General features: G+C 61.4%; 24 protein-coding genes and 1 tRNA gene. 6 read left to right on the plus strand and 19 right to left on the minus strand.

From position 1 onward, the window contains the following. The coding region (locus tag J7392_RS09300) for a hypothetical protein (RefSeq protein WP_209217310.1) at positions 1-735 on the plus strand (735 nt) is incomplete at its 5' end. Between the two features lie 8 nt (positions 736-743). Here the strand turns inward: J7392_RS09300 and J7392_RS09305 are convergent. Further along, complete coding sequence (locus J7392_RS09305; RefSeq protein WP_209217311.1) at positions 744-1,013, minus strand: hypothetical protein; 270 nt, start codon at positions 1,011-1,013, stop codon at positions 744-746. Between the two features lie 823 nt (positions 1,014-1,836). Between J7392_RS09305 and J7392_RS09315 the strand changes: the two genes are divergently transcribed. Continuing rightward, positions 1,837-2,139, plus strand: coding sequence for a hypothetical protein (locus J7392_RS09315; protein ID WP_209217312.1), 303 nt, complete (start codon positions 1,837-1,839; stop codon positions 2,137-2,139). Positions 2,140-2,316: 177 nt separating this feature from the next. On the opposite strand, the gene J7392_RS09320 is transcribed toward J7392_RS09315, so the two are convergent. From J7392_RS09320 to J7392_RS09365, 10 genes are all read right to left on the minus strand, one after another. Next, complete coding sequence (locus J7392_RS09320; RefSeq protein ID WP_209217313.1) at positions 2,317-2,520, minus strand: AlpA family phage regulatory protein; 204 nt, start codon at positions 2,518-2,520, stop codon at positions 2,317-2,319. Positions 2,521-2,756: 236 nt separating this feature from the next. Next, positions 2,757-3,509 (minus strand): hypothetical protein, encoded by a 753-nt coding sequence (locus J7392_RS09325; protein ID WP_209217314.1) that lies wholly within the window; start codon positions 3,507-3,509, stop codon positions 2,757-2,759. Beyond that, positions 3,442-3,960 carry a hypothetical protein gene (locus J7392_RS09330; RefSeq protein WP_209217315.1) on the minus strand — a complete coding sequence of 173 codons (519 nt, stop codon included), beginning with the start codon at positions 3,958-3,960 and terminating at the stop codon, positions 3,442-3,444. The genes J7392_RS09325 and J7392_RS09330 overlap by 68 nt, the downstream gene beginning before the upstream one ends. After that, complete coding sequence (locus J7392_RS09335; protein WP_209217316.1) at positions 3,950-4,780, minus strand: ParA family protein; 831 nt, start codon at positions 4,778-4,780, stop codon at positions 3,950-3,952. Before J7392_RS09335 ends, J7392_RS09330 begins: the two co-directional genes overlap by 11 nt. Before the next feature lie 307 nt (positions 4,781-5,087). Next, positions 5,088-5,162, minus strand: a tRNA-Phe gene (locus J7392_RS09340). Between the two features lie 115 nt (positions 5,163-5,277). Then, on the minus strand, positions 5,278-5,469 hold the full coding sequence (yacG, locus tag J7392_RS09345) for a DNA gyrase inhibitor YacG (protein WP_067268003.1): 192 nt from the start codon (positions 5,467-5,469) through the stop codon (positions 5,278-5,280). Next, positions 5,466-6,500 carry a ribonuclease E/G gene (locus tag J7392_RS09350; RefSeq protein ID WP_209217317.1) on the minus strand — a complete coding sequence of 345 codons (1,035 nt, stop codon included), beginning with the start codon at positions 6,498-6,500 and terminating at the stop codon, positions 5,466-5,468. The genes yacG and J7392_RS09350 overlap by 4 nt, the downstream gene beginning before the upstream one ends. Then, complete coding sequence (locus J7392_RS09355; RefSeq protein WP_209217318.1) at positions 6,497-7,075, minus strand: Maf family protein; 579 nt, start codon at positions 7,073-7,075, stop codon at positions 6,497-6,499. Before J7392_RS09355 ends, J7392_RS09350 begins: the two co-directional genes overlap by 4 nt. Positions 7,076-7,164: 89 nt before the next feature. After that, positions 7,165-7,383, minus strand: coding sequence for a translation initiation factor IF-1 (gene infA / locus J7392_RS09360; RefSeq protein WP_005978431.1), 219 nt, complete (start codon positions 7,381-7,383; stop codon positions 7,165-7,167). A gap of 81 nt (positions 7,384-7,464) precedes the next feature. Beyond that, positions 7,465-8,340 carry a carbon-nitrogen hydrolase family protein gene (locus tag J7392_RS09365; RefSeq protein ID WP_209217319.1) on the minus strand — a complete coding sequence of 292 codons (876 nt, stop codon included), beginning with the start codon at positions 8,338-8,340 and terminating at the stop codon, positions 7,465-7,467. 163 nt (positions 8,341-8,503) lie between these two features. Between J7392_RS09365 and J7392_RS09370 the strand changes: the two genes are divergently transcribed. Together J7392_RS09370 and J7392_RS09375 are read left to right on the plus strand one after the other, a co-directional pair. Next, positions 8,504-9,499: a LysR family transcriptional regulator gene (locus J7392_RS09370; protein ID WP_209217590.1), complete on the plus strand. Its 996-nt coding sequence runs from the start codon at positions 8,504-8,506 to the stop codon at positions 9,497-9,499. Between the two features lie 6 nt (positions 9,500-9,505). Continuing rightward, a complete protein-coding gene (locus J7392_RS09375; protein ID WP_209217320.1) occupies positions 9,506-10,204 on the plus strand; it encodes an NAD-dependent deacylase in 699 nt (232 codons plus the stop codon). Between the two features lie 21 nt (positions 10,205-10,225). On the opposite strand, the gene J7392_RS09380 is transcribed toward J7392_RS09375, so the two are convergent. Then, positions 10,226-11,866, minus strand: a complete 1,641-nt coding sequence (locus tag J7392_RS09380) for a BCCT family transporter (RefSeq protein WP_209217321.1) — start codon at positions 11,864-11,866, stop codon at positions 10,226-10,228. A gap of 255 nt (positions 11,867-12,121) precedes the next feature. Further along, a complete protein-coding gene (rpmB, locus tag J7392_RS09385) occupies positions 12,122-12,421 on the minus strand; it encodes a 50S ribosomal protein L28 (protein WP_067268014.1) in 300 nt (99 codons plus the stop codon). Positions 12,422-12,690: 269 nt separating this feature from the next. On the opposite strand from rpmB, the gene J7392_RS09390 reads away from it, so the two are divergent. Continuing rightward, positions 12,691-13,386, plus strand: coding sequence for a CDP-alcohol phosphatidyltransferase family protein (locus tag J7392_RS09390; protein ID WP_209217322.1), 696 nt, complete (start codon positions 12,691-12,693; stop codon positions 13,384-13,386). 15 nt (positions 13,387-13,401) lie between these two features. On the opposite strand, the gene J7392_RS09395 is transcribed toward J7392_RS09390, so the two are convergent. Together J7392_RS09395 and ileS are read right to left on the minus strand one after the other, a co-directional pair. Beyond that, entirely contained in the window at positions 13,402-13,857 is a 456-nt protein-coding gene (locus tag J7392_RS09395) for a methylated-DNA--[protein]-cysteine S-methyltransferase (RefSeq protein WP_209217323.1), read from the minus strand. Between the two features lie 260 nt (positions 13,858-14,117). Continuing rightward, positions 14,118-17,039, minus strand: coding sequence for an isoleucine--tRNA ligase (gene ileS, locus J7392_RS09400; RefSeq protein WP_209217324.1), 2,922 nt, complete (start codon positions 17,037-17,039; stop codon positions 14,118-14,120). A 373-nt stretch (positions 17,040-17,412) separates the two neighbouring features. Between ileS and J7392_RS24445 the strand changes: the two genes are divergently transcribed. Continuing rightward, complete coding sequence (locus J7392_RS24445) at positions 17,413-18,162, plus strand: Crp/Fnr family transcriptional regulator (protein ID WP_209217325.1); 750 nt, start codon at positions 17,413-17,415, stop codon at positions 18,160-18,162. On the opposite strand, the gene J7392_RS09410 is transcribed toward J7392_RS24445, so the two are convergent. Genes J7392_RS09410 through J7392_RS09425 form a run of 4 tightly spaced genes read right to left on the minus strand, consistent with a single transcriptional unit; the run spans position 18,159 to position 23,434 of the window. Beyond that, the gene (locus tag J7392_RS09410) at positions 18,159-19,316 is read right to left on the minus strand and encodes a glycosyltransferase (RefSeq protein WP_209217326.1); all 1,158 of its coding nucleotides are present in this window, start codon (positions 19,314-19,316) and stop codon (positions 18,159-18,161) included. The genes J7392_RS24445 and J7392_RS09410 overlap by 4 nt on opposite strands. Beyond that, the gene (locus J7392_RS09415) at positions 19,313-20,257 is read right to left on the minus strand and encodes a galactosyltransferase-related protein (protein WP_209217327.1); all 945 of its coding nucleotides are present in this window, start codon (positions 20,255-20,257) and stop codon (positions 19,313-19,315) included. The genes J7392_RS09410 and J7392_RS09415 overlap by 4 nt, the downstream gene beginning before the upstream one ends. Next, entirely contained in the window at positions 20,229-21,386 is a 1,158-nt protein-coding gene (locus J7392_RS09420) for a glycosyltransferase (RefSeq protein ID WP_209217328.1), read from the minus strand. Before J7392_RS09420 ends, J7392_RS09415 begins: the two co-directional genes overlap by 29 nt. Beyond that, entirely contained in the window at positions 21,383-23,434 is a 2,052-nt protein-coding gene (locus J7392_RS09425; protein WP_209217329.1) for an HAD-IIB family hydrolase, read from the minus strand. Before J7392_RS09425 ends, J7392_RS09420 begins: the two co-directional genes overlap by 4 nt. Positions 23,435-23,444: the final 10 nt, after the last annotated feature.

Consider the following 23,444-nt stretch of genomic DNA (forward strand, 5'->3'; position numbering starts at 1 on the left):
GCAGACCAGCGTCGACGGCGCCCGCCATCAGTAATGATTTCCATCTCAGACATAAGCACGTGCTTAAGGCTATCCTTAAGCCTCCTTGGTCAGTCCAAGGTGTCCGGTCGAAATGGGGGCCAGTTCACAAATGCGAACTACCTTGCGAAGACAACAAACGCCCATGTTCTGATCGTCCATCATATGGGGGCATCCGAAACATCAAGGCCGCGCGGCTCGACAACCCTTACCGCGAATGTCGATACGGGATTCACGCTGCACAAAGCGGACGAATCCCATCCCGATGGAACGGTCTTCATTCGGGTCAATAAGCAACGCGAAGACGAAAAGCCCGCACCCCTGGCTTTCAAGATCAAGGGCTTCGAGATCGGCTACAACCGGCACGGCGAGAAGACCACTGTGCCGTGGGCGGTTCCCTTCAAGCCCGACAGTTCGCTGATCGAGAGCCAAGCCATCAAGTCAGCTAACAAACCTGAACCGACGCTGGCCAGTCGGCGCGCTAAGGACTTGCTGAGGGTCCTCACCCATCTACACCAACAAGACGGCGGCGAATGGCACAAACGAAAGGAAGTTGGTCAAATGTCCGGCGAACCCTTTAACGAAATTCGCCAAAACTCCGACACCATGCGAAAACAGGTGAATGCGGCGTTGAAGGCGCTACTTTCCGAGGGCAAGATTGAACAAGCTGGCGATAGCGTCAGGCTTTGCGCGGCGGGGGGCAGAGCGACGGTCTGACCCACCATCTACCGCGCCCGGTGGCGACCCCGATGATCAACGACATTGCCCTCGCCAAGCGCCCCCATGTCAGGGGGCGTTTCCTTTTGGCACTCAGCTACACGCTCCACGAACATATCAACGATCTCATTGCCGATAGCATTGGCCGCTTCCGCAGACAGGCTCCGAAGCCCCACATCGAGCATGCGGTGTTTGCGGCAGTAGTTCGAGATCATCATCAATATCTGCCCGTTCTGCTTTCGCTTATCGGCCAGGATATCAGAGTTTTCGGCTTTCATTGACATATCCCTACTTCCAGTCCGGGAAGGAGATAGGGAAGGCGCACAACGGATAAAAACATGGTTTTTATCCCTGCCACCCTTAGGGAAGAGATGGCACTGTTTTCGTTTCGGCATTCAGTCAAGACATTTTCAGACAAGCGCAGGGATGACGCACGAGCGGCGGAGCCAGGCCAAACGGCCGCTCACCTGCGATACATCACACGCCCGCAAGCCGCCCGAGTAGTATTGCAAGAACGGCTCCCGGGGCGATCTCAGGTAGAGGCAGCTCACATATCAGAGAAAGAGGCCCAGAAGCGCAGGGGGCGCGTCTGCGAACGGTTTGTGATCGCTCTGCCGGTAGAGGCCTCCCCTTCCCAGCGGGAGGCCTTGGTGCGGTCTCTGGCCGAGCAATTGAGCAAAGGGGTGGCGGGATATGTTGCGGCGATACATGATCAGCACGGCAATGACATCAAGAACCCACATGCCCATTTCGTGTTCTTCGATGTCCAGAAGAAGACAGGCGGTCGTGGCAGACCGAGAAGCACCCTTGGCATGGCCCGCAAAAACGCAATCGAGAACGCCGCAAGCCTATGGGCAAAGCTACACAACCGAATGATGCGCGAATGGGGGTTCGAACACAGTTCTGAGATTAGCCATTTATCCTATTCGGATCGTGGGATCGACAGGATTCCGATGATCCACGAGGGCGCATCCGCCCGCGCGACGGCGGGGGTAAAAAAAACCCCGAAAAAGGAGTGGCAGCGCATCGACCAAGGCCACACCCGAGCCGAAGCGAATGCTGTTATACGCGAAATCAATGCATTGAAGGAGGAACGACATAATGCAGGAACCCTACGATTGGGAGAAGGCGATGGACACAACACGCCGGAGCGCAGCAGCAGCTTCGCAGAACAGCGAGCATGCGGTGGCGGGAATGGCCAAGCTTTTACGCGAGATCGACCGCCATTCACTCAAGCTCGCCAAACTGACCAAAGCATTCGAAGAGCTTCAGGCTGTCCAGCCCCCGCCAAGTCAAGGAATACGGGTATCTTCACGCTTCCAGCGTTCTCACCGCTTGCCAGTCGTGGGCTTTCTCGGCATCTTCATCGCAGGGGGAGTATTAGGCGGTTATATCATGAACTGATCATGTTGCGGGACACTTTGCGTGCGCGGCTACTTCCTGCCATTATCGCACGGACAACCTCTCCGACCGATAGCGCTAATAAACAGCCGAGAGCGCTACATCGCCAACCGGTGAAGCCCCGCCGTGGCGGGGCTATCCAGGAGACACGATAGCAGCGCTCGTTTGGTTTGGAGAATGCTACGCGGCAAATGAGCTTTCACCGTTCATTACTATGCTGAGATCCGATAGCTTCCAACGTGACGATCCACCCAGCTTGATCGGTTTCGGAAAATCGCCGCGTTGAATGTCGCGATAAATGCTCGCACGTGAACGGCTCAGAACGGCACAGACGGTCTTGATATCGACCAATCGGTCGACAATGGCTTCGTTTCGAATGGTCATAGCTTTCCTTAATAGTTTTGGCGAAAGCTATATTTACCTTTTTCCTCCAAACCGAAGCTCATACCGAAAAATACTGGGCTGAGCCAAAAAAAGAATGGAACACGGTGCGAACTTGGCAAAGGCATCTAATAGTATTTAAATCTAAAACTCTGTTCTACAAGGGCGAAATTGTCATTCAAGATTGAAAGCTTTCCGGCTTACGCGGTGAGCCACTGGTCTTTTACCGAACCTCCCGATCAGATCGTTCTTGAGCTACGGGCTTCGCGCCGAACGCTCTTCGACACGCTTTCCGACAGAATATCTCTGTGGGTATAATGCGCGCTTTGAACCAAGCTATCGAACTCCACAAAAAGAAGTTCACCAACAATCGTGCAGCATTCGCGGACAATATCGCGGTTATCCGAGAACTTACCTTTATCAAAGGTGAGCATCGTATTGAAAGGAACTTCCAGGTTCATATAGTCTGCGCTGGAGGAATGCACTGTCTTGCAGAGCTCACTATAGACGCTACGCAGTCTTCCTATTCTCTTAAATTGCTCCTCATCGGCTAAGAAAGTTCTATTCGCTTCTTCAAAGAGGGCATAAACCGCAGTAATACTCATGGCATCTACTCCTCTATGGAGGAGGAGAAACCTGATTAAGTTCTCAATGGCACTTCGAGCAGAGGTGCGAGCTGGCTTATACAATCCGATGCATGTCAGAAAAAACCCATGAGATAAATCAGATACGGTTTCGCGGGCATAGTTTTTTTGAATCGCGTCACTTAGCGAGCCTTGAAGAAGATGATCAAAAACAAGCAGAGCATAAAATTTCCGATACAGAACCTTCGTTTCTGCATCGATATCCCTAAGCGCGCTCGCATCCAGTTTAGCGGTCTCAATAAAGCGTTTTAGCTCTTGGAGTCCTTCATCTGGTTTATGTTTAGAAATCATTGTAAAGGTGTCTGATAACTTCACCCCAAGACTGACCGTTATCACGGTTCGCTTCAATAGCTCTCCGCAGGCTGGTCTTACTATCAAGCATTTCTTCAATTACCTCAGATAGAAGCCGGACTTTATTTGGGGACGCATCGTTCGTATGGCATACGATTTGTCCAATAATTTCGTATTTAGATTTCTTCTGCCAACGACTTATCGGCAACCCCAAAGCTGCATCTGCAAATTCAACAATTCCCTCATTTGTTGGGAAAAGGGAACTGTCCATTAGAAAATCTGGGAGTATGCCAACCAATATTGCAGTATTACGACTAACTCCGTCCCTTTTTCTCAGCCTCTGGCTATTAGAGAAAAAGAATTCCATCTCATGACTAAGACTGGACAGGGCATCGTAGTCAATGTTCTCAAAAGTCTTCAGGAGCCAAGACAACTCTTCGACGAACCGCGAAAGCTCTCTGGGGTCGGAGCGTTTTTGTTTCGTGTTTTTGGTCGGATTACGTGTCATCTGTCTTTTTCACAATTTCGGCGACCACGTTGACGATCGCTCGGTTGGCGTCTGTATCGTTCACGTCAAGGATCAGTCTCTGGTTGCCTTGCTCTCGTGCTATTGCCGTTCGCTGAGGAATGGAGTGTCGGAGAAGGCGTTTCCTCCACTTAGGTTCGCTTTGAAGTTGTCTTAGACAGTCTTTGTATACCACAGTGTTTTTCTGCGCCATCGTGATAACTACGCCAACACACCTAATGTCATGGCCGTTGTTTTCGCTGACGCGATTGATGACCCCTTGCAGCAGGTCGATACCAACTCGTGACATCGGCTCAGGCTTAACCGGGACCACGTAGAAGTCACTGGCCAAGAGCGCGCTACTCATGAAGACTGATGGCGTAGGAGGAGTATCGATGATAACATAGTCATAGTCATCGATTTTGTGCTTAAGAAAACCTTTAAGGCGCATCTCTGTGCCTTGACCGCCCCCCATCTCAACTCGGTAGATCTCCAAGTTACCAAGGAGCACATGTAAACTATCAGAGAAAGCAGTCGGAGTAATATCCGATAGCTTCTTAGGTTGAGGTGTCGTCGCACCCTTTACCGCACTGATGATCGGAGCGGGGTTCGCGAAAACATCATATATCGTGTCTGCCCCGCTCTTGCGGAGCTCCAAGTATGCTTCGCCACCATAAAGACTCTGCGTTGCATTGAACTGCGGATCCAAATCTACAAGCAGCACCCGCTTATCAAGGCGTCGACTCAAGACATCTGCGACGTTCACAGCAAGTGTGGTCTTACCAACACCGCCCTTCATATTGACAAACGAAATCACTTTCATGAACTTATCCCCATCCCAAATGCGATTAGGTCTAAGTTGTCGCGCTATTCATGTCCACAGTCGAATACGGTTCGATCCAGTTCGATAAATTAGGACGATCTGCGCTTTGGCGTCGAACCGTGTGAGCGCAGCCGGATCAAGAAACTCCATATGTGCGAAACCCCAAGACGCGCGTATGGTATTACCGCCTTGGCAATGTGAGCGAACCCAGTATGCTGAACGCAGTCCCGGTGAAGTCCCCGGGCATCTAAACCCGGAGGTGCGAAAAAGGCCGAAACGTCAAACCTTTAGTTTGAAACAATAATAATGGTGCCCGGGGGCGGAATCGAACCACCGACACGAGGATTTTCAATCCACTGCTCTACCCCTGAGCTACCCGGGCACGGGTCACCTCTTTCGAGGTCGGGTGAGCGGGTTCTAGGACCTGTGGCGCGGGGTGTCCAGCCCCATTTTGCCCTGAAACCCACTTCTTTTCAAAAAACGCAAATTTTCCTGTGTTAATGGGGCTTTGCGGGACGGTCTTGCGCCGCTTCGGCGGCGTCGATGGCGGCTTCCACGTCTTCGGGGTCGCGCGAGGGGACGGCGTAGCTGCCGTTGAACCAGCGGCCCAGATCGATGTCGGCGCAGCGGCGCGAGCAGAAGGGGCGATGCGCCTTGACGGTTTCGGCTTTGCAGATCGGGCAGCTCATTGGCCTGCCCCTGCCAACACCTCCGCCAGCACCGGGCGGGCACGTTTGCGTTGCAGCTCGTAATGGCCCAGAGGCGTCCAGCCGACCAGCGTCGTATCCACATCGTCGGCACGGAAAGCAGCGCGCAGGGCGCTGTCAAACGTCCGGCGGTCTTTCTTGGGCATGGGCGCAAGGTCGAGCGTGATTTGCCCGCCCAACCCGCGCAGACGCAGGGCGCGGGGCAGCGCTTTAGCACAGGCCATATTGGCCTTCATCCCGGCGGCGAGCGAGGCATCGTTGCCGGTGTTCACATCGACCGCAACCAGCGCGCGTGTAGGCTCCACAAAGATCGACGCGCCGCCGCCGAGCGGCACTTGCGCCGAGGCCACGCGGTCGAGCTCTTCCAGAACGCCGTGGTCATCAAAGCCGCCGGCCTCGGTCACCACCTCGGCGGGCGCGGTCCAATCGCGCCAAGCGAGCAGATGCGGACCATCGCCTTCGCTCAGCACCTCCATCTGTTGCGCGCCATCATTGGCCACGGTATCCGCCAAGCTAAGCATATTGGCGATATCCTCGGCGATATCCTCGGCATCGGCACCGGCGCAGGAGGACCGTAGGATCAGGCCCAGATCGGCGCCGCCCGCCACCTCATGGGCGATCTCCAGCAGCCGGTCGCGTTCTTCCTCATCCTTGATACTGCGCGAGATGTTCAGCCCCGGCGCATCCGGCGTCACGATGGCATAGCGCGACTTGAAGAGCAGCTTATTGGTCACCGGGATCGCCTTGCCCGGCTCGGCATGGCCCGAGACCTGCACGAGAATCGTCTGACCCGGGGCCAGCCCCTTGATCTGACGCAGGAACGCCGCGCCATCGGGGGTCTTGAGGAACATGCCCCCCTGCCCCTTCACCGGACGATCCGCAATCGCACGATAAACCGTGCCGACGCGCGGCCCGTCACTGTCGATCAGAAAGTCATCCAGCTTGCCGTCCACCATCAGGGCGGCGGCCTCGATATCACCGAGATGGTCGAGAATAATCGTACGGCCCTTCATGGCGTCCTTCCGTCAAATGGGTAGCCTGCCGCTTGCAGCAGGTTCGCAGCCTCGGCCAATGGCAGGCCGACAATTGCAGTGAATGACCCGCTGATCCAAGGGATCAACGCGCCCGCGGGGCCCTGAATGCCGTAGCCGCCCGCCTTGCCGCGCCAATCGCCGGTGGCGAGGTAACGGCGAATCTCAGGCTCGGACAGGGCTTTCATCTTCACGCTGCTTTGCACATCGCGCTGCCACAACTTCTCGCCGCGCTTCACGGCGACGGCGGTGACCACCTTATGCCGACGGCCCGACATCAGCCGCAAAAAGGCTTCGGCCTCGGCCACATCCTCGGGCTTGCCGAGGATGCGCCGGCCAAGCGCCACGGTGGTATCGGCGCAAAGCACGATGTCATCCGCGCCCGCGGGCACCGCCGCCACTTTCTCGCGCGCCATACGGGCGCAATAGGGGCGCGGCAGCTCGGCCTTATGGGGCGTCTCGTCGATGTCGGGGGCGCGAATGGCATCGGGGGTCACGCCGATCTGGGCCAAAAGCTCCAACCGGCGCGGCGATCCTGATCCAAGAATGAATTGCATCTTATGGGCCTCTTTGCCTGAGGCCGGCGGCCCGGTCGGGGCCGCGCACGGCCCCGCCTGCGCCGCGCAACGCGCGAACGCGGTGCCGCTTACTTGAAGCGATAGTTGATCCGACCCTTGGTCAAATCATAGGGTGTCATTTCCACCTGAACCTTGTCGCCAGCCAGAACACGGATGCGGTTTTTCCGCATCTTGCCTGCCGTATGCGCGATGATCTCATGGCCGTTTTCCAGCTCGACCCGAAACGTCGCGTTAGGCAGGAGTTCCTTCACGACACCGGGAAATTCGAGCGTATCTTCCTTGGCCATGGTCTCTCCTTGAGCACAAAACCCTCCAAAACGAGGGCGCAGGCTTAAATGGGCGCATTTTCGCGCTTTTTCAAGGGGGATTCAGCGCAAAGCGACGTTTATCGCCTTTCCGTCGCGGCCAATCTGGTCTTGCCAGTCCCTTCGGTTGAGCACGATGCCATCCGCGCGCACCTCGGCGACCTGCGCCAAATCGGCGTCGGCCACGGTCCAGCCGGGGGCGTTGACCTCGCGCACACCCAAAATCCCCGTGGGCGGGAAGCCGCGATCCGGGGGGCAGAAAATCCCGCCCGCGCCATAGGATTGACCCAAAGCCTCGGACCAATCGGCCTTGCCCACGACCGAAGACATGGCAGTGATACACTGATTCTCAAGCGCCCGCGCCATGGAGCCGATGCGCACCCGCCAATAGCCCGCAAGCGTTTCGGTCACACTGGGCACGCAGATCACGTCACATTCCGCCAGCGCACGGCCCAGCAGGGGAAACTCGCTGTCATAGCAGATGAGCATCCCGATCTTGCCCATCGCCGTGTCAAAGACCTGAAGCGCATTGCCCCCGATCACACGCCATTCCTCACGCTCGAAACGGGTCATGATCTGCTTGTCCTGCACGCCGATCTGCCCCGCGGGCGTGATCAGCCGGGCACGGTTTACCGGGCGGCTCCCGGTCGCTGCGGGGCCGGAGCCTGCCACGATATGCACGTTATGCTCGGCGGCGAGTTTCACATGCAACCGGTCCGCCTCCTCAAGCTTGTCCGACACCGAAAAGAGCGACCGCTCCAAATCGCCCGCCACCTCGGCCCCGTCGAGCGTCGCCAGTTCCATCGCCGCATATTCGGGGAAAACCAGCAGTTCCGCCCCCTGCACCGCCGCCTCGGCGACCCAATGGGCCAGCTTGTCTTCGTACTGCGCCCATGATGTCAGAACATCGAGCGGATAGGCGGCTGTGGCGATTTTCATTCAAAAGGCTCCTCATTTTCGCGCAGTCTGCGCGGCTTTACCGGTGGCTTCAAGACGGGCGGCGTCGCTTTCATGGAACCGTCCGAGGGGCTGCCGCTTGCTTGGGCAAAGGCTTGACCTGACCCGCGCGGGGTTTCACAAGATCCGAAAGAGATGGGACCATATGCTGAACAAGGGCATCACCCTGCGGGGCATCGAAGTGTTTGAGGCGCTGGCGCGAAGCGGGTCGGTGGCGCAGGCGGCCGAGGCCACGGGGCTCAGCCAGCCTGCCGTCAGCCAGCAGATGCGCAACCTCGAAGCGGCCATCGGCGCGGAACTGGTCGACCATACCCGCCGCCCCATGCGATTGACCCCAGCCGGGCAGATGTTCCTGCGCCGGGCCGAACAGGCGCTCAGCGAATTGCGCCAAGCGCAGAGCGAAGTCACGGTGATGGATTTGGCCCATCTGGAGGCGCTGAACCTCGGCGTGATCGACGATTTCGATGATGACCTGACCCCGCGCCTTGCCACGATCCTTGGCGACAGCCTGACCGGATGCCGCTTTCGGATGATCACCGCAGGCAGTAATGAATTGGCCGGGGCACTGCGCGACAAGAGCCTGCATATGGCACTCTCGGCGCAGATTGACGGGGCGATGGCGGGGGTTTTGGAATACCCGCTGGCCCGCGATCCGTTTATCCTCGTCACCCCCGCGGGCACCTCTGCCGATCCCGACACCCTGCTGCGCGGCGCCACCGACCTGCCATTTCTGCGCTATGCCGCCGATCAGTTGATCGCGCGGCAGATCGAGGCGCATCTTGCATCTGAGGGCCATAGCCTGCCCGCCCGTTTCGAGATTGGCAGCCATCTGGCGCTGATGGCCATGGTGGCCCGCGGGATTGGCTGGGCGATGACGACGCCCTTGGGATACATGCGCGCCGCCCGTTTTCACGACCGCCTCGCCGCGCACCCCCTGCCCGCGGCGGCGCATGCCCAACCGCCTGCGCGCACCATCTCTCTCTTCGCGGGCGCGGAATGGTCCGGCCCCGTGCCGCGCGACATCGCCCAGACCCTGCGGCAGTTGATGCAGACCCATATGATCGCCCCCGCCATCGCGCAATTGCCCTGGCTGGCCGACGGCTTTCACCTGCTTGAAGACATGGACCCTATCGGAGAATAATGCCCCATGACCAAGATCGTGATCCTCACCGGCGCGGGCATCTCTGCCGAAAGCGGGCTTGAGACCTTCCGCGCCTCAGATGGCCTCTGGGCGCAGCACCGGGTCGAAGACGTGGCGACGCCCGAAGGTTTCGCCCGCAATCCCAAACTTGTGGTCGACTTCTACAACGCCCGCCGCGCGCAGGCCGCCGAAGTGGCCCCCAACGCCGCGCACCACGCCCTCGCCCGGCTGGAGGCCGAGTTGGACGGCGAGGTGGTGGTGATCACCCAAAACGTCGACGATCTGCACGAAAAGGGCGGCTCGCGGCAGGTTATGCATATGCATGGCGCGCTCAAAGGTGCGCTCTGCGCCGCTTGCGATCATCGGTGGCCCGCGCCCATGGTCATGGCGCCGGGCGATCCCTGCCCCGCCTGCGGTGCCCCCGCCGCGCGGCCCGATATCGTCTGGTTCGGTGAGATGCCCTATGAGATGGACGCGCTTTTCGACCATCTGGCCGAGGCGGATATCTTTGCCGCCATCGGCACATCGGGCAATGTCTACCCCGCCGCCGGTTTCGTCGCTGAGGCCCGCCGCGCCGGGGCGCATACGATTGAATTCAATCTCGAACGCTCCGCCGTGGGCAATCAGTTCGCCGAACATCGCATCGGCCCGGCCAGCCAGACGGTGCCGGAATGGGTGGCCGAAGTGCTTGAGGCGCGCCGCTAACCACCGGCGCGCCACGGGCCGTCAGCGCGGTTCGCTGCGCAACCCTTTGTAGATCGTGTAACACATCACCAGCATCAGGATCGCGAAGGGCACCCCCGTCGCGGTGACCCCGGCCTGCAGCGCCGACAGCCCGCCGCCGATCAGCAGCACGATGGCGATCAACCCTTCGACGATGCACCAGAAGATGCGCTGCGGCACCGGGGCGTCGATCTTGCCCCCCGCCGTGATCGTATCGACAACCAGCGACCCCGAATCCGACGAGGTGACGAAAAACACCAGCGCCAGAAGGATCGCGATGGTTGAGGCGATCTTGGTAAAGGGAAGCTCATTCAGCATCCCGAAGAGCGAGAGTTCCGGCGAATAGCTGTCGATCACATTGGCCTTGACCAGCGAGGTCTCCGGGCTGGCAAGGATGTGATCGATCGCGATGCCGCCAAAGACGCCCATCCAGATGAAGATGACCAGCGACGGGATCAGCAACACGCAAATGATGAACTCCCGCACCGTGCGCCCGCGCGAGACGCGCGCGATGAACATGCCCACGAAAGGCGCCCAAGAGACCCACCAGGCCCAATAGAACGCGGTCCAGCCTTCGCGGTAGGAATCATCCTCCCGACCGAAGGGATTGGAGAGCGGGATGATCTCTTGCGTATAGGCCAACAGACCGGTCCAGAACCCGTCGAGCCCCACCAGCGTCGGGCCGACGAAAAGCACGAAGAGGAAGAACAAGACCGCCACGATCATGTTCACCTCCGACAGGATCTTCACCCCGCCGTCCAGCCCGCGCCAGACCGACACCAGCGCCACGGCGGTCACCAAGAGAATGATGATCACCTGCACATTGGTCGAAATCTCAAGCCCAAAGGCGAAGTTGAACCCCGCATTGGCCTGCTGGGCACCAAGGCCAAGCGATGTCGCAAGACCAAAGAGCGTCGCGAAAACCGCCAGAATATCAATGATATGCCCCGGCCAGCCCCAGACCCGATCACCCAACAGCGGGTAGAAACAAGACCGGATCGAAAAGGGCAGCCCCTTGTTATAGGTGAAGAGCGCCAAGGCCAGCGCCATGATCGCATAGACCGCCCAACCGTGCAGCCCCCAGTGATAAAAGGTCGCCGCAAGACCCATGGCGCGGGCGGCCTCCACATTTTCGGGAATGATCGACCCATCCTCGGCAATCGGCAGGGGCACCCCCAGCGGACCCGAGACGCTCATATGGTACACCGGTTCGAGCACACCGAAGAACAACAGGCCAATGCCCATGCCAGCGGCAAAGAGCATGGCGAACCACGCGAGATAGGAATATTCCGGCACGGCCTCTTGCCCGCCGAGCCTGACCTTTGAAATCGGCATGAAAATCAGCGCGATGCAGAACAGAACGAAGATGTTCACGATGATCATGAACAGCCAATCCAGCTTGGTCGTGGCGAAATCGCGAACGGCGAGGAAGACCACCCCGGCCTGATCCGGGAAGAGCATGGTCAGCAGCACAAAGGCCACCGCCGTCAGGCCCGAGACCATGAAGACCGGGTTGTGAATGTCAAAACCCAACGGGCCGAGGGATCCGTCGATATTGTCTTGGCCGACCTCGAAATCTGTCTCAATCTCATTCGTATCGGGTGGCGTAGTGGAACTGGACGTGCCGGGTGTGGGGTCGGTCATGGAGTCTCCGATCTTGATGCACTGTCTGAACCCCGCTCGGCAGGTAGCATGGCCAGAACAACAATTGTCGGAAGATCATTTAGCGCGCCTTTCCAAGGTTTCCCGAATAAAAACATGCCCCTGCGCAAGAAAATTACCCCGAGCCGCCACGGCCCTAGCCCCTGATAGGCAGGAAACCCTAACAAATCCCTAAGCCCGAAACGAAAAAGGCCCCGATCCTTTCGGATCGAGGCCCCAATCTCTATGCAGTAAGCCTTAGCTCAGCACATCGGCAGTCGCGCTGGATTTCGCGATGGCCTTTTTGATTTTCAACGCGTTGTCGGACAGTTCAACGTCTTTGGCTTTTGCCAGGAACTTGTCCAGACCACCACGGTGGTCAACGCTGCGCAGGGCTGCGGCAGAGATGCGCAGCTTGAACGCGCGGCCCAGTGCTTCGGACTGCAACGACACGTCGTTGAGGTTCGGCAGGAACCGACGGCGTGTACGGTTGTTGGCGTGGCTTACGTTGTTGCCCGTCATCGGGCCTTTTCCGGTCAATTCGCAACGGCGCGACATGGGTTCATCCTTTTGCTGTTGTGTCTTTCCAGCGATCCGGAAACACACATAACGTGGGGGCCGCGCAGAGCCGACCCTGAATTGGTTCGCTGGCTTTAAGGGGAATCGCGGTAGCCGTCAACCCGATGCGCGGGACTTGGCCATATTTCCTGCGCCCGCCGCCGATCGCGTCAAGCGCAGCTGCCCCGCCCTGCCCCCGCTACGCTGGTTTTTGCCATCGGGGCCAGAGTTTCCTTTGCATCCCCCCGGCGGATTTGCGATGCAGACGCATGACCATACAGATGCGCGCCCTTTTCGTTCACCTTTTCACTGCCACCGGTGTGGTGCTGGCAATGCTCGCCATGCTCGCCGCCGTGGAGGAGAAATGGGACCTTATGTTCCTATGGCTGGTGATCGCCTTTTTCGTCGATGGCATCGACGGGCCGCTGGCGCGCAAATATGACGTGAAGACCAACGCGCCCGAGTTCGATGGCGTCTTGATGGATCTGATCATCGATTATCTGACTTACGTCTTCATCCCGGCCTTCGCGCTCTTTACCTCGGGGCTGATGGATGGCTGGAGCGGTTGGGCGATGATCATTATCATCACCTTCGCCAGTGTCATGTATTTCTCTGACACGCGCATGAAAACAAAGGATAATTCCTTTAAAGGTTTCCCCGGCTGCTGGAACATGCTGGTGCTGGTGCTCTTTGCTCTGCAGCCCGAGTGGTGGATCAGCCTGATCGTGGTCATGATCCTTGCCGCAGCGATGTTTTTGCCGATCAAATTCGTCCACCCCGTCCGGACCGAGCGTTGGCGCCCCGTGACGCTGCCCATGGCGCTGGCTTGGACCTTTTTCGCGGGCTGGTCCGCTTGGGTGAACTTCCACCCCGAAAGCTGGGCGCATTGGGGTCTGGTGATCACCTCGGTCTACCTGATCTGCGCCGGTGCCGCGCAGCAATTGATCCCGTCGGGCGACGATTAAACCCGCCATTGCTCCTCAAATCAACAGCCCTGCCGCGCCTTCATGGCGCAGCAGGGCGACCTTGGTCTCGACCCCGCCCGCGCCGCTGAAGCCAGTGAGCCCCTTGGCACCTATGACGCGGTGGCAGGGGATGAGGATCGGGATCGGATTGCCGCCACAGGCCCCACCCACGGCCTGCGCTGGCACGCCGAGGTCACGGGCGATCTCGCCGTAGGTGCGGGTGTGGCCGAAGGGAATGGCCGCGATGGCGGCGCAGACCGCGCGCTGGAAGTCACTGCCGGTGACGCGCAGCGGCAGGTCAAAGTGCTGGCGCTGGCCTGTGGCGTATTCGTTAAGTTGGCGCAGTGCGGTGTCGAGCACCTCCGAGCGATCTTGCCCCGACGCCTGCCCCCAGCCGAGCGCCGTGATCGCGCCGCCTTCTTCAGTGACGATCAGATCGCCGAAGGGCGTGGAGAGGGAAGCTTGTTTCATCAACCCACTCTGCGCCAGAAATCACTCCTGCGAAAGAGCGCTGAGGGCATTGCCCTCCCTGGGGGGCGATACGACCTATCTGGCGGGTGTGGACTTGCAAGAGACGCTAAAGGTGCGAATTGCGCAAACGCTGCAAAATCGCCCTCCGGGGGGAGGGAGGGCGATGCCCGTGGTTCCCACGGGCGGGGCTTTGGCGACCTGACAAACGAAAACGGGCACCGGTTACCCCGACGCCCGTTTTATCACTCTCTGGAAACGCCTCAGGCTTCCGCCAATGCCTCACGCACCGCTTCATCACAGCGCCCGCAGACGCCGGGATATTCATGCGTGCCGACATCCGGCAACACCTTCCAGCAGCGCTCGCATTTCGCGCCTTCGGCCTTTTCAAACACCACAGCCACGCCATCGGTCTCCGGCATGCGGAAAGCCTCGGCAGGTGCCGGATCGCCGGTCACGGTGATGTCGGAGGTGATGCTGACATCCTCGAAGGACACGCTCTCCAACGCCTCGCGCTGCGCCGCGTCGTCGACATGTACCACGGGGGCCGCCTCTAGCGACGCGCCGATCACCTTCTCGGTCCGCTGCACTTCGAGCGCTGCGGTCACCACCCGGCGCGCGGCGCGGACCTTGGCCCATTTCGCCGCCAGTTCCGGGTTCAACCATGCTTCGGGCGTCTCGGGCATGTCGACCAGATGCACCGAGGAGTCGTCGCCCGGGAAGCGCTCCAGCCAGACTTCTTCCATGGTGAAGACCAGCACCGGGGCCAGCCAAGTGGTCAGACGGTGGAAGAGGATATCCAGCACCGTGCGCGCGGCGCGGCGGCGCAGGGTGTCGCCATCGCAGTAAAGCGCATCCTTGCGGATATCGAAGTAAAAGGCCGAGAGATCGACGGTGGCAAAAGTGAACACCGCCTGGAACACGCCTTGGAAGTCGAAACGCGCGAAACCGTCGCGCACGACCTTGTCGAGTTCCGCCACCCGGTGCAGCACCCACTGCTCAAGCTCCGGCATCTCGGCGGGGTCCACCCGGTCCGCCTCGGAAAAGTCACTCAGCGCGCCCAGCATGTAGCGCATGGTGTTGCGCAGGCGGCGATAGCTGTCGGCGACGCCCTTGAGGATCTCATCCCCGATGCGCTGGTCGGCGGTGTAATCGGTCTGCGCCACCCAGAGCCGCAGGATATCGGCGCCATACTGCTGCACGATCTTTTCGGGCACGATGGTGTTGCCGATGGACTTGGACATCTTCATGCCCTTGGCGTCCAGCGTGAAGCCATGGGTCACCACGTTGCGGTAAGGCGCGCGGCCCGTGGTGCCGACGGATTGCAGCAGCGAGGAATGGAACCAGCCGCGGTGCTGGTCGGTGCCCTCCATATAGACATCGGCGATGCCGTCCTCGGTCCCGTCCTCACGGTCGCGCAGGGTGAAGGCATGGGTCGAGCCGCTGTCGAACCACACGTCGAGGATGTCTGTCACCTGATCGAATTCCGCCGGGTCGACGATGCCTTCGAGGAACCGCTCTTTCGCGCCTTCGGCATACCACGCGTCAGCCCCCTCGGCCTCGAAAGCCTCGGTGATGCGCTGGTTCACTTCCTCGTTGCGCAGCAGGAAGTTCTCGTCCGTCGGCGCCACGCCCTTGCGCACGAAGCAGGTCAGCGGCACGCCCCAGGCGCGCTGGCGGCTCAGCACCCAGTCGGGCCGCGCCTCCATCATCGAATGCAGGCGGTTGCGCCCGGATTTCGGCACCCAGTTGACCTTGTCGATGCAGGTCAGCGCACGCTCGCGGATGGTCTTGCCGTTCTGATCCAGACCGTCGCCGACTTCCTTGTCGATGGCGGCGAACCACTGCGGCGTGTTGCGATAGATCACCGGCGCCTTGGAGCGCCAGCTATGCGGGTAGCTGTGTTTGATCTTGCCGCGCGCCAGCAACCCGCCGACTTCCACCAGCTTGTCGATAATGGCGCTGTTGGCGTTGCCCTCCTTGCCGTTGGGCTTGAGGATCGCCTTGCCACCGAAGAACGGCAGATCGTCGCGGAAGCGGCCATCTTCCATGACGTTGTAGGTGATGACCTGCGGCAGCATGCCGAGATCACGGTAGAGCTCGTATTCCTCCAGACCGTGGGAGGGCGCGCAATGCACAAAGCCCGTGCCCTCGTCCGAGGTGACGAAATCGGCGGCACGGAAATCGCGCAGGTCGTCCCATTCGCCGTTTGCCCCCTCGGCGCCTGCAAAGGGGTGCTGGAGCGAGACCTTGGCCAATTCGTCATTGCTCACGCCGCGCACCCGGCGCCACATGCCATCTTCCAGCCGCGCCCGGCCCAGCACGTCGGCGGCCAGATCGTCGGCCAAAAGGTAGCGGTCGCCGACATTGGCCCAGCATTCCTCGGGCGTGCCCGTGACCTCGTATAGGCCGTAGGAGATGCCCTCGCCGTAGACCACGGCCTTGTTCGAGGGCATGGTCCAAGGCGTGGTGGTCCAGATCACCACCTTGGCGCCATCCAACTCGCTGTCGGTGCCGACGACGTTGAACTTCACCCAGACGGTGAAGCTTTCCTTGTCGTGATACTCGACCTCGGCCTCGGCCAGCGCGGTCTTCTCGACCGGCGACCACATCACGGGCTTGGAGCCTTGGTAGAGCGTGCCATTCATCAGGAACTTCATGAATTCCTCGGCGATCACCCGCTCGGCATGGAAATCCATGGTGAGGTAGGGGTTTTCCCAATTGCCGGTGATGCCGAGGCGCTTGAACTCCTCGCGCTGCACGTCGATCCATTTGGCGGCGAAGTCGCGGCACTCGGCGCGGAACTCGTTGATCGGCACCTGATCCTTGTCGCGGCCCTTCTTGCGGTACTGCTCTTCGATCTTCCACTCGATCGGCAGGCCGTGGCAATCCCAACCGGGGATGTAGCGCGCGTCATAGCCCATCATCTGGTGGGAGCGGACGATCATGTCCTTGATCGTCTTGTTCAGCGCATGGCCGATGTGCAGGTTGCCGTTGGCGTAAGGCGGGCCGTCATGCAGGGTGAAGGGCTCCCGCCCCTCTTTCTCGCGCAAGCGGTCATAGACGCCGATCTTCTCCCAACGCTCCAGCCAGCCGGGCTCGCGCTTGGGCAGTCCGGCGCGCATGGGGAAATCGGTCTTGGGCAGGTTCAACGTGGCTTTGTAGTCGGGGGTCTCGGCGCACATGGGGGGCGTCCTTTAGGCATTTGGGGGGTTATTCAATCTCGGTCGGTGCGAATGGCTCAAGCACCTCGGCCCGGCGTCTCAATTGCTTAGAGCGCCGGGAATATAATTCGAATAATGATCGCGGTGAGGCGTGTCATGGGCCCGCTTATAAACAGCCCCCCCTGCCCCGACAAGCCCCGGAAGACGCGCGACAATCGGGGCTGAAAACACTGCCAGCGTCGCCGCCCGCCGGACTTAACATTTTTTATGATCCCCGGCCTTCGCTTGAATTTTTCGGCGAAAACAGCATCATAAGGTATTCGACAAAGCTTTATTTCCGCGGGCTCCGTTTTGGGGAACCCGCGACAATTCTAATGGGCAGAAAGACCTACGTGTGACCATCAAAGACACCTTTTATCACGATATGGCCGTAAAACCGTCGGGCATGGTCGACCATCTAAGCGGCGCGCAATGGGCCAAGCTTGCCCCGCTGATGACCCATCACAAGCGTTTCACGCCCGGAACCGTGATCAGCCGCAGGGGGGATTTTCTGGATCACAGCCTGTTGCTGCTCGATGGGTTGATCGCCCGCAGCGTGCCGCGCGGACAGCGTGCCCGCAGCACCTTCGTCGCCCTCCAATTCCCCGGTGAGTTTGTCGATCTGCACGCCTTCCCGCTGAAGCAACTCGACCATGATGTGATCTCGCTGACCGATACCCATGTCGCCATCATCTCGCATGAGCCGCTGCGCGAGTTGCTCAATGGCGATGTCGAGATGGCCCGGAAACTCTGGCTGATGACCTTGGTCGATGCCTCCATCCACCGCCATTGGGTGATGCGCAACAGCGCCATGCGCGCGCTGGCGCGGGTGGCGAATTTCCTGAGCGAATTCGATGCCCGCATGACCGCCGCTTATGGGATGGAGCGTCAGAGCCTGCCCTTCAGCCTGCGCCAGACCGATATCGCCGATGCCACCGGCCTCACCTCCGTCCATGTCAGCCGCACCCTGCGTGAGCTGCGCGAACATGGCTGCTGTGCTGTGACGGGCGGCAAACTGCTGATCCACGACCGCGCGGGGCTGCATAAAGTGGGCCAGTTCGAGCCTGCCTACCTTTACATGCCCCAAGCCGAAGCGGCGCTTTAGCCCGCCTCTGCCAGAGGCTGGGGCGCACGCTCCACCTGCAAAGCAATCGCCGGATAGGTTTTACGCGGCAGCGCGACATCCCTCTGCGCCCGGGCCGCGTGATAGAGCCGTTCGAACTTCGTCACCATTGCCTGCGCATCAAAGAGCCGTGCCACACGGGCGCGGGGCACTTCGGCGGGGATATCGCGCGCCTGTAGCAAGGCCTGCGCCAAGGCAGCCGCGCTATCCCCCGCCGCGATGACACCCGCCTCGCCAAGCACCTCCTCAACTGCGCCATGCGGGGTCGCGGCGACAGGCAGGCCCGTCGCCATCGCCTCCACCGCGGCAAGGCCAAAAGGTTCCTCCCACTGCGGGGTGAAGAGCGCCACCGAGGCCCGCCGATAGGCCGCCCCAAGCGCCGCCGTTTCCAGATGCCCAACATAGGCCACATCGCCATAAAGATGCGGTCTTACCATATCGTTAAAGTAATCCTGATGCTCGACCACCCCGTAGATGCGCAGGGGCACCCCTGCGATCTGCGCCGCCTCTGCCGCCAGATGAGTGCCCTTGGTCGGGGTGATCCGCCCCGCCCAAACGGCGCTGCCATCCCCCGGCCCGCCTTGGGGCCATTCGTCAAGGTCGATCCCGTTGTGCACCACATGCGCCGTGTCGGGCGCGCCCTCGGGCCACCAGATGCCGCGCTGCCGGGCCGAGACGACGGAGGACAGATGCCATGGCGCCGCCGCGTCCATCAGCGCGCCCCGCAACACTTTGAACGGCGGGATGTGCAGCGAGGTCACCATCGGCAGCCGCTCCGCCCGCGACAGGCGCGGCAGGAAGCGGTGCAGCGCGTTGTTGTGCACCACGTCAAAGCCGCCCTCTAGCAAGAGCCGCGCGGCGCGAGCATAGCAGGCGTCGAGGTGGTCGTTCAGCGCGTCGGTGCCGTGAAAGTCATGCCATGGAAAACGCGCGTCGTAATGCGCGTCGCAGATCGGCAGCAGCTTCACCCCCGGCGGCAGGCTCGCCGCGCTGTCCTCGCTGGCCAATAGGGTCACCTCATGCCCGCGCTCGGCCAAGATTCGGGCAAGACCGTGGGTAAACGCCTCCATCCCGCCCTTGAAGGGGGCGGCGATGGGATGGCGAATATGGCCGACGATAGCGATGCGCAGGGTCATTCCGCCGCGATCCGCTCTTCGCCGCGCAGATAGCGCAGCACCCGTGCGGTATTGGCGTAAGGCTGGTCCGACTGCTGCTCGCAAAGTGCGAAGTCATCCGCATCCGGCTCGCGCAGCTGCACCAGCGCGTCGCCGTCGCTCCCCACCAGCCCCATGAGGCGAAAGGCGGTGAGCCAGTGGTTCATGGTGCGATGGCCCCATTTGTCAGCGAAAATCTCGGTATTGCGCAGGATCGACGGGATGTGATGGATCGGCGGCATGCAATGCGGGTGATGCTGGTGAAACACCTTCGCCCCCTTCGCCCAGTGGATCGGCACGCCGCGTTCGTCCAACTCTCGGCCAAAATCGGTATCTTCCCCCCCGTAGCCGGTGAAACGCTCGTCAAAACCGCCGGAGCGGTCCCAATCTTCGCGGTGGATCGCAAAGTTCAGCGACCAGAAGCAGCGGTAATCGTTGCAGCGTTTCAGCCCCTCGGCGGGCGGCCCCTGACGGTCGGAATGGCGCACGGCGACGGCTTCCAGTTTGGGATAGCTCCAACCTTCGGTGGCCGTGCCTGCGGGGAGGTAGTTGACCTCGCCCATGATCAACCCGTTGCCCGGCACCGCATAGCCCATATAGTCGGCGATCAACTCCGGCGCCGGGAGGCAATCTACGTCGAGAAAGACCAGACAGTCGCCCTTGGCCTCTGCCGCGACGGTATTGCGCGCGCGCGACAGCGGCAGTTCACTGCCCGTCACCTGAACCTGCCGGATCGGGAAATCGGTCTGCGGCAGGTCGTCGTAAAGCCTGTCCTGCATAACCCCGATCACCAGTTCATCCGGCTGCCGGGTCTGTCGGGTCAGGCCAAGGATCACATTGCGCAGATGCGCCGCCCGCCCCCGCGCGAGCGTCAGCGCGCTAACTGTGGTATTCTCAGGCACGGATGGGGTGAACGACGTCATGTAAGTCTCCGGTATCTTTGGGTGTTTCTAATAGCAGCTGCTCGGTCAGGCCGATCAGCCAATTGGCCGTCTCTACGGCGGCATCCTCGTTGACCAAGGCCCGTTGCAGGGCGGGGTCATGGGCATCGAAGGTGTCTTGGAGCGCGCGGCGCCATGCCGCGGCGGAAGACGGGAAATGCGGCAGGTGATGCGCCGCCCCCGCCCGCGCCAGCGCCTCGGCCTTTTCGACCTGTTCGTCGAAATAGCGCCACTCCGGCACGGCGAGCCACGGGGTCTCTGCCGCGAGGATCTGGTGGCAGGTGGTGTTCCCGGTCGAGGCCACGACCATATCCGCCGCCGCCAGATAATCCGCCGCGTTTTCGACCCAGCCGTGATGGCGCAGGTTGGCGGGTTCGGTCGCGTGCCAATCGCGGGCCATGCGCCCGATGGTGATGAAAGCCGTCTCGGGCATCGCCCGCGCCGCGATGCCGAAAGGGGCGGAGGCGAACCCCGTGCCGCCCCCACCCGACATGACCAGCACCATGCGCTGCTCCGACCCGACGCCAAGCTTCTCGCGCAACCTGTCCCGCCGCGCGGGATCGGGGCGTTTCACATCGACGCCCAAGCCCCCGGCGAAATGCGTCTTGGCCATATGCCGCGCGGGCCAGTCCGGCTGCGCCAGCGCCTTGGCGGCGGGACAAAGCAGCCCGACCGCCCCGTCATAGGCCGCCTGATGCCCCGGATCACCGCGCTGACCGTGTTGCAGCACTTTCACATGCGGCACCGAACAGATCCGCGCAAGCTGCGCCACCTCAGCCGAGACGTCGCTAATCATCAGCACCGGATTGGCGTTGGCGAACCAAGCGGCCAGTTGTGCCATGGCCTGCCGGATGCCGGGCCAGCCAAGCGGCGCGCAATGCACCGTATCCGGCGCGCTGGTGGTGTCGTTGATGTCCTCGGCCCCGGTCGCCTCGAAAAGCGATGGCAGGGTGATGACCTCCACCGCCCGGGTGAAGGCGGGGAAAATGTCCGGTTTCGCACAGAAAACGGTCACCGGCTGGCTCTCGGGCAGCGCGTTGACGACCGCCGCGCAGCGTTCCGCATGGCCGCGGCCCTGATGGTGGACGAAATAACCGATGGGCCGCGTCATTGCGCCACCATCTTCACGGGCGGCTCCATCGCATTGAGGGCAAAACCGAAAGTCTCCAGCCCTTCCAAGACCCCGGCGGCATGGGCCGCGCGGGCGTGGTAGAGCCGTCTGCCGCTCAGACGTTCGCGCAGCCCGTCCATCGCATTGCCGACCAAGATGCCCCGACCCGGACCATCCTCCACCGCCTGCAACATGTCGAAATCATTGCCGCTGTCCCCGGCCACCACGACCCGGTCCATCGGCATGCCCAACCGCCGCGCGGCGGCACAGACGGCAGGCCCCTTGCCCGCCGCCAAGGGCAGAACATCGATCAGCCGCCCATGCGAGGCCACGATCTGCGCCGCAGCACCGCGCCGGGCCAGATGCCGCTCCAACCGGCGCGCGGTGCGCATGTCACCAAAACCGCTGAGCTTCCACCGCCGCTGCTCAACCGGCGCTTGCCAGTTAAAGCCGAACTCCTTCAGCGCCCGCTCCACCCCGGCCCGGTCCCATCCGGCGTCGAGCTTTTGGGCGAAACGCTCATCCAGACACAGCCTTCCCTCGGCATCGGGCAGATAGACCTCGGTCCCGACAGAGGTGATGAAAACGCGCGGGCTTGGCAGGTTCCAATCGCGAAGGATACGGCGGGCCTCCGGCAGGCTTCGCCCCGTGGCCACCGCAAACAGCGGGCGGTCCCGGGCGATCCATGCGTTGAAGAGGGCGGCGGATGGCGCGCAGCCCGTCAGCGTGTTGTCGATATCGCTGGCCAGCAGGACCGGCGCGGGCGTCGTCACCGGCGCGGCGAGGCGAATATCTTCGCAGATGTGCTGCACGTCCTCGGCCCATTTCGACCAGTCGTAGCGCCCGACATGGGCGCGCCCGGCCTCAGAGGCCTCGGCCCAGAACGCGCGATCGTCCAACAGCTTCAACAGCGCCGCCTCAATCGCATCCATGTCACGCGGCGGCACACACAGACCATGGCCAAGGTCCGCCACGATATCGGCAGGGCCGCCTTCGCGCGTGGCCACCACCGGCAGGCCATGCGATGCCGCCTCCAACATGGTCAGGCCAAAGGGCTCATGCAGCGCGAGGTTGACGAAAACCCCACCGGTCTGCGCCGCGCGGTCATAGAGGGCCGCCACATCGCCCTGCGTATGGTTCGGCGGCAGCGCCACTTTGCCGCGCAGTTCCGGCACCTCCAACGTCTCCCGCAGGCGGATCAGCTCCGCACGGGCTTCTGCATTCGCCTGTAGCGCATCGCCATGCTGGCCGGCGAGGATCACAAGGTTCGCCCGCGCCTGCAAAGCGGGGCTTCGCGCATAGACCCGCGCCAAGGTCGCAAGGTTCTTGCGGGCCACGGGGCGTGCCACGGCAAGTAGCGTGGGGCGGTCGGGGTCGCTCAACTGATCGGCCAAAAGCGCACGGCCCGCCCCAGCCTCAGCCGGGCGGCGCAGCGACACGCCCGGAGAGACGCGGTGCACCCGCGCCTGCGCATCCGCCCCATAGGCCGCGACTTGCACCTCGGCCTCATCGCGCGAGGAAAGCACCACCGCATCGGCCCCCAACAGCGCGCGGCGCTCCGCCGCCACGCGCGCGGCATCCACCTCTGCCCCTGACTTGCTCAAGGCCAGCGAATGGGGGGTATAGATCACCGGAATGCCAAACCGCGCACGCGCCGCCAGCGCCAGTTGCGCCGCATCGGCGAAATGCGCGTGGATCACATCCGGCAGCCGTTTGGCCTGCGCCAAGTCCTCAAGGAACGCCTCGACCAATGCGGGGATTTCCGCGGCGAGGTTTTCCTTGCTCAGATACCCCCGCTCCGCCGTCCAGAGCCGCCGGATCGACAGGCTACGACTGACCTGCTGCTCGGTCTGGGCGTGCACGGCCCCAAGGCTTGGTTCATCGAAAGCACGGGTCACGATCTGCACCGCATCCACATCGCCCCGCGCCGCCTGCGCGCGGGCCGCCCCCAAGATATAGGCGATGTGACCGCCGGTATCTTCGGTCACGCCATAGTTGACAGACGGCGCCGTGAGGCAGCCCCCGAGGGCAATGTGACAAATGAACATGAATGGGTCT

This window comes from Sulfitobacter sp. R18_1 (assembly GCF_017743915.1).
GTDB lineage: Bacteria > Pseudomonadota > Alphaproteobacteria > Rhodobacterales > Rhodobacteraceae > Sulfitobacter > Sulfitobacter faviae.

Coding starts and splice junctions, on each gene's coding strand:
- J7392_RS09375 (WP_209217320.1), top strand. CDS start 9,506: ATGACCAAGATCGTGATCCTCACCGGCGCGGGCATCTCTGCCGAAAGC.
- ileS (WP_209217324.1), bottom strand. CDS start 17,039: ATGTGCGCCGAGACCCCCGACTACAAAGCCACGTTGAACCTGCCCAAG.
- J7392_RS09335 (WP_209217316.1), bottom strand. CDS start 4,780: ATGAAAGTGATTTCGTTTGTCAATATGAAGGGCGGTGTTGGTAAGACC.
- J7392_RS09330 (WP_209217315.1), bottom strand. CDS start 3,960: ATGACACGTAATCCGACCAAAAACACGAAACAAAAACGCTCCGACCCC.
- J7392_RS09305 (WP_209217311.1), bottom strand. CDS start 1,013: ATGAAAGCCGAAAACTCTGATATCCTGGCCGATAAGCGAAAGCAGAAC.
- yacG (WP_067268003.1), bottom strand. CDS start 5,469: ATGAGCTGCCCGATCTGCAAAGCCGAAACCGTCAAGGCGCATCGCCCC.
- J7392_RS09390 (WP_209217322.1), top strand. CDS start 12,691: ATGACCATACAGATGCGCGCCCTTTTCGTTCACCTTTTCACTGCCACC.
- J7392_RS09410 (WP_209217326.1), bottom strand. CDS start 19,316: ATGACCCTGCGCATCGCTATCGTCGGCCATATTCGCCATCCCATCGCC.
- rpmB (WP_067268014.1), bottom strand. CDS start 12,421: ATGTCGCGCCGTTGCGAATTGACCGGAAAAGGCCCGATGACGGGCAAC.
- infA (WP_005978431.1), bottom strand. CDS start 7,383: ATGGCCAAGGAAGATACGCTCGAATTTCCCGGTGTCGTGAAGGAACTC.
- J7392_RS09425 (WP_209217329.1), bottom strand. CDS start 23,434: ATGTTCATTTGTCACATTGCCCTCGGGGGCTGCCTCACGGCGCCGTCT.
- J7392_RS09380 (WP_209217321.1), bottom strand. CDS start 11,866: ATGACCGACCCCACACCCGGCACGTCCAGTTCCACTACGCCACCCGAT.
- J7392_RS09370 (WP_209217590.1), top strand. CDS start 8,504: ATGCTGAACAAGGGCATCACCCTGCGGGGCATCGAAGTGTTTGAGGCG.
- J7392_RS09415 (WP_209217327.1), bottom strand. CDS start 20,257: ATGACGTCGTTCACCCCATCCGTGCCTGAGAATACCACAGTTAGCGCG.
- J7392_RS09420 (WP_209217328.1), bottom strand. CDS start 21,386: ATGACGCGGCCCATCGGTTATTTCGTCCACCATCAGGGCCGCGGCCAT.
- J7392_RS09355 (WP_209217318.1), bottom strand. CDS start 7,075: ATGCAATTCATTCTTGGATCAGGATCGCCGCGCCGGTTGGAGCTTTTG.
- J7392_RS09315 (WP_209217312.1), top strand. CDS start 1,837: ATGCAGGAACCCTACGATTGGGAGAAGGCGATGGACACAACACGCCGG.
- J7392_RS09365 (WP_209217319.1), bottom strand. CDS start 8,340: ATGAAAATCGCCACAGCCGCCTATCCGCTCGATGTTCTGACATCATGG.
- J7392_RS09320 (WP_209217313.1), bottom strand. CDS start 2,520: ATGACCATTCGAAACGAAGCCATTGTCGACCGATTGGTCGATATCAAG.
- J7392_RS09395 (WP_209217323.1), bottom strand. CDS start 13,857: ATGAAACAAGCTTCCCTCTCCACGCCCTTCGGCGATCTGATCGTCACT.
- J7392_RS09350 (WP_209217317.1), bottom strand. CDS start 6,500: ATGAAGGGCCGTACGATTATTCTCGACCATCTCGGTGATATCGAGGCC.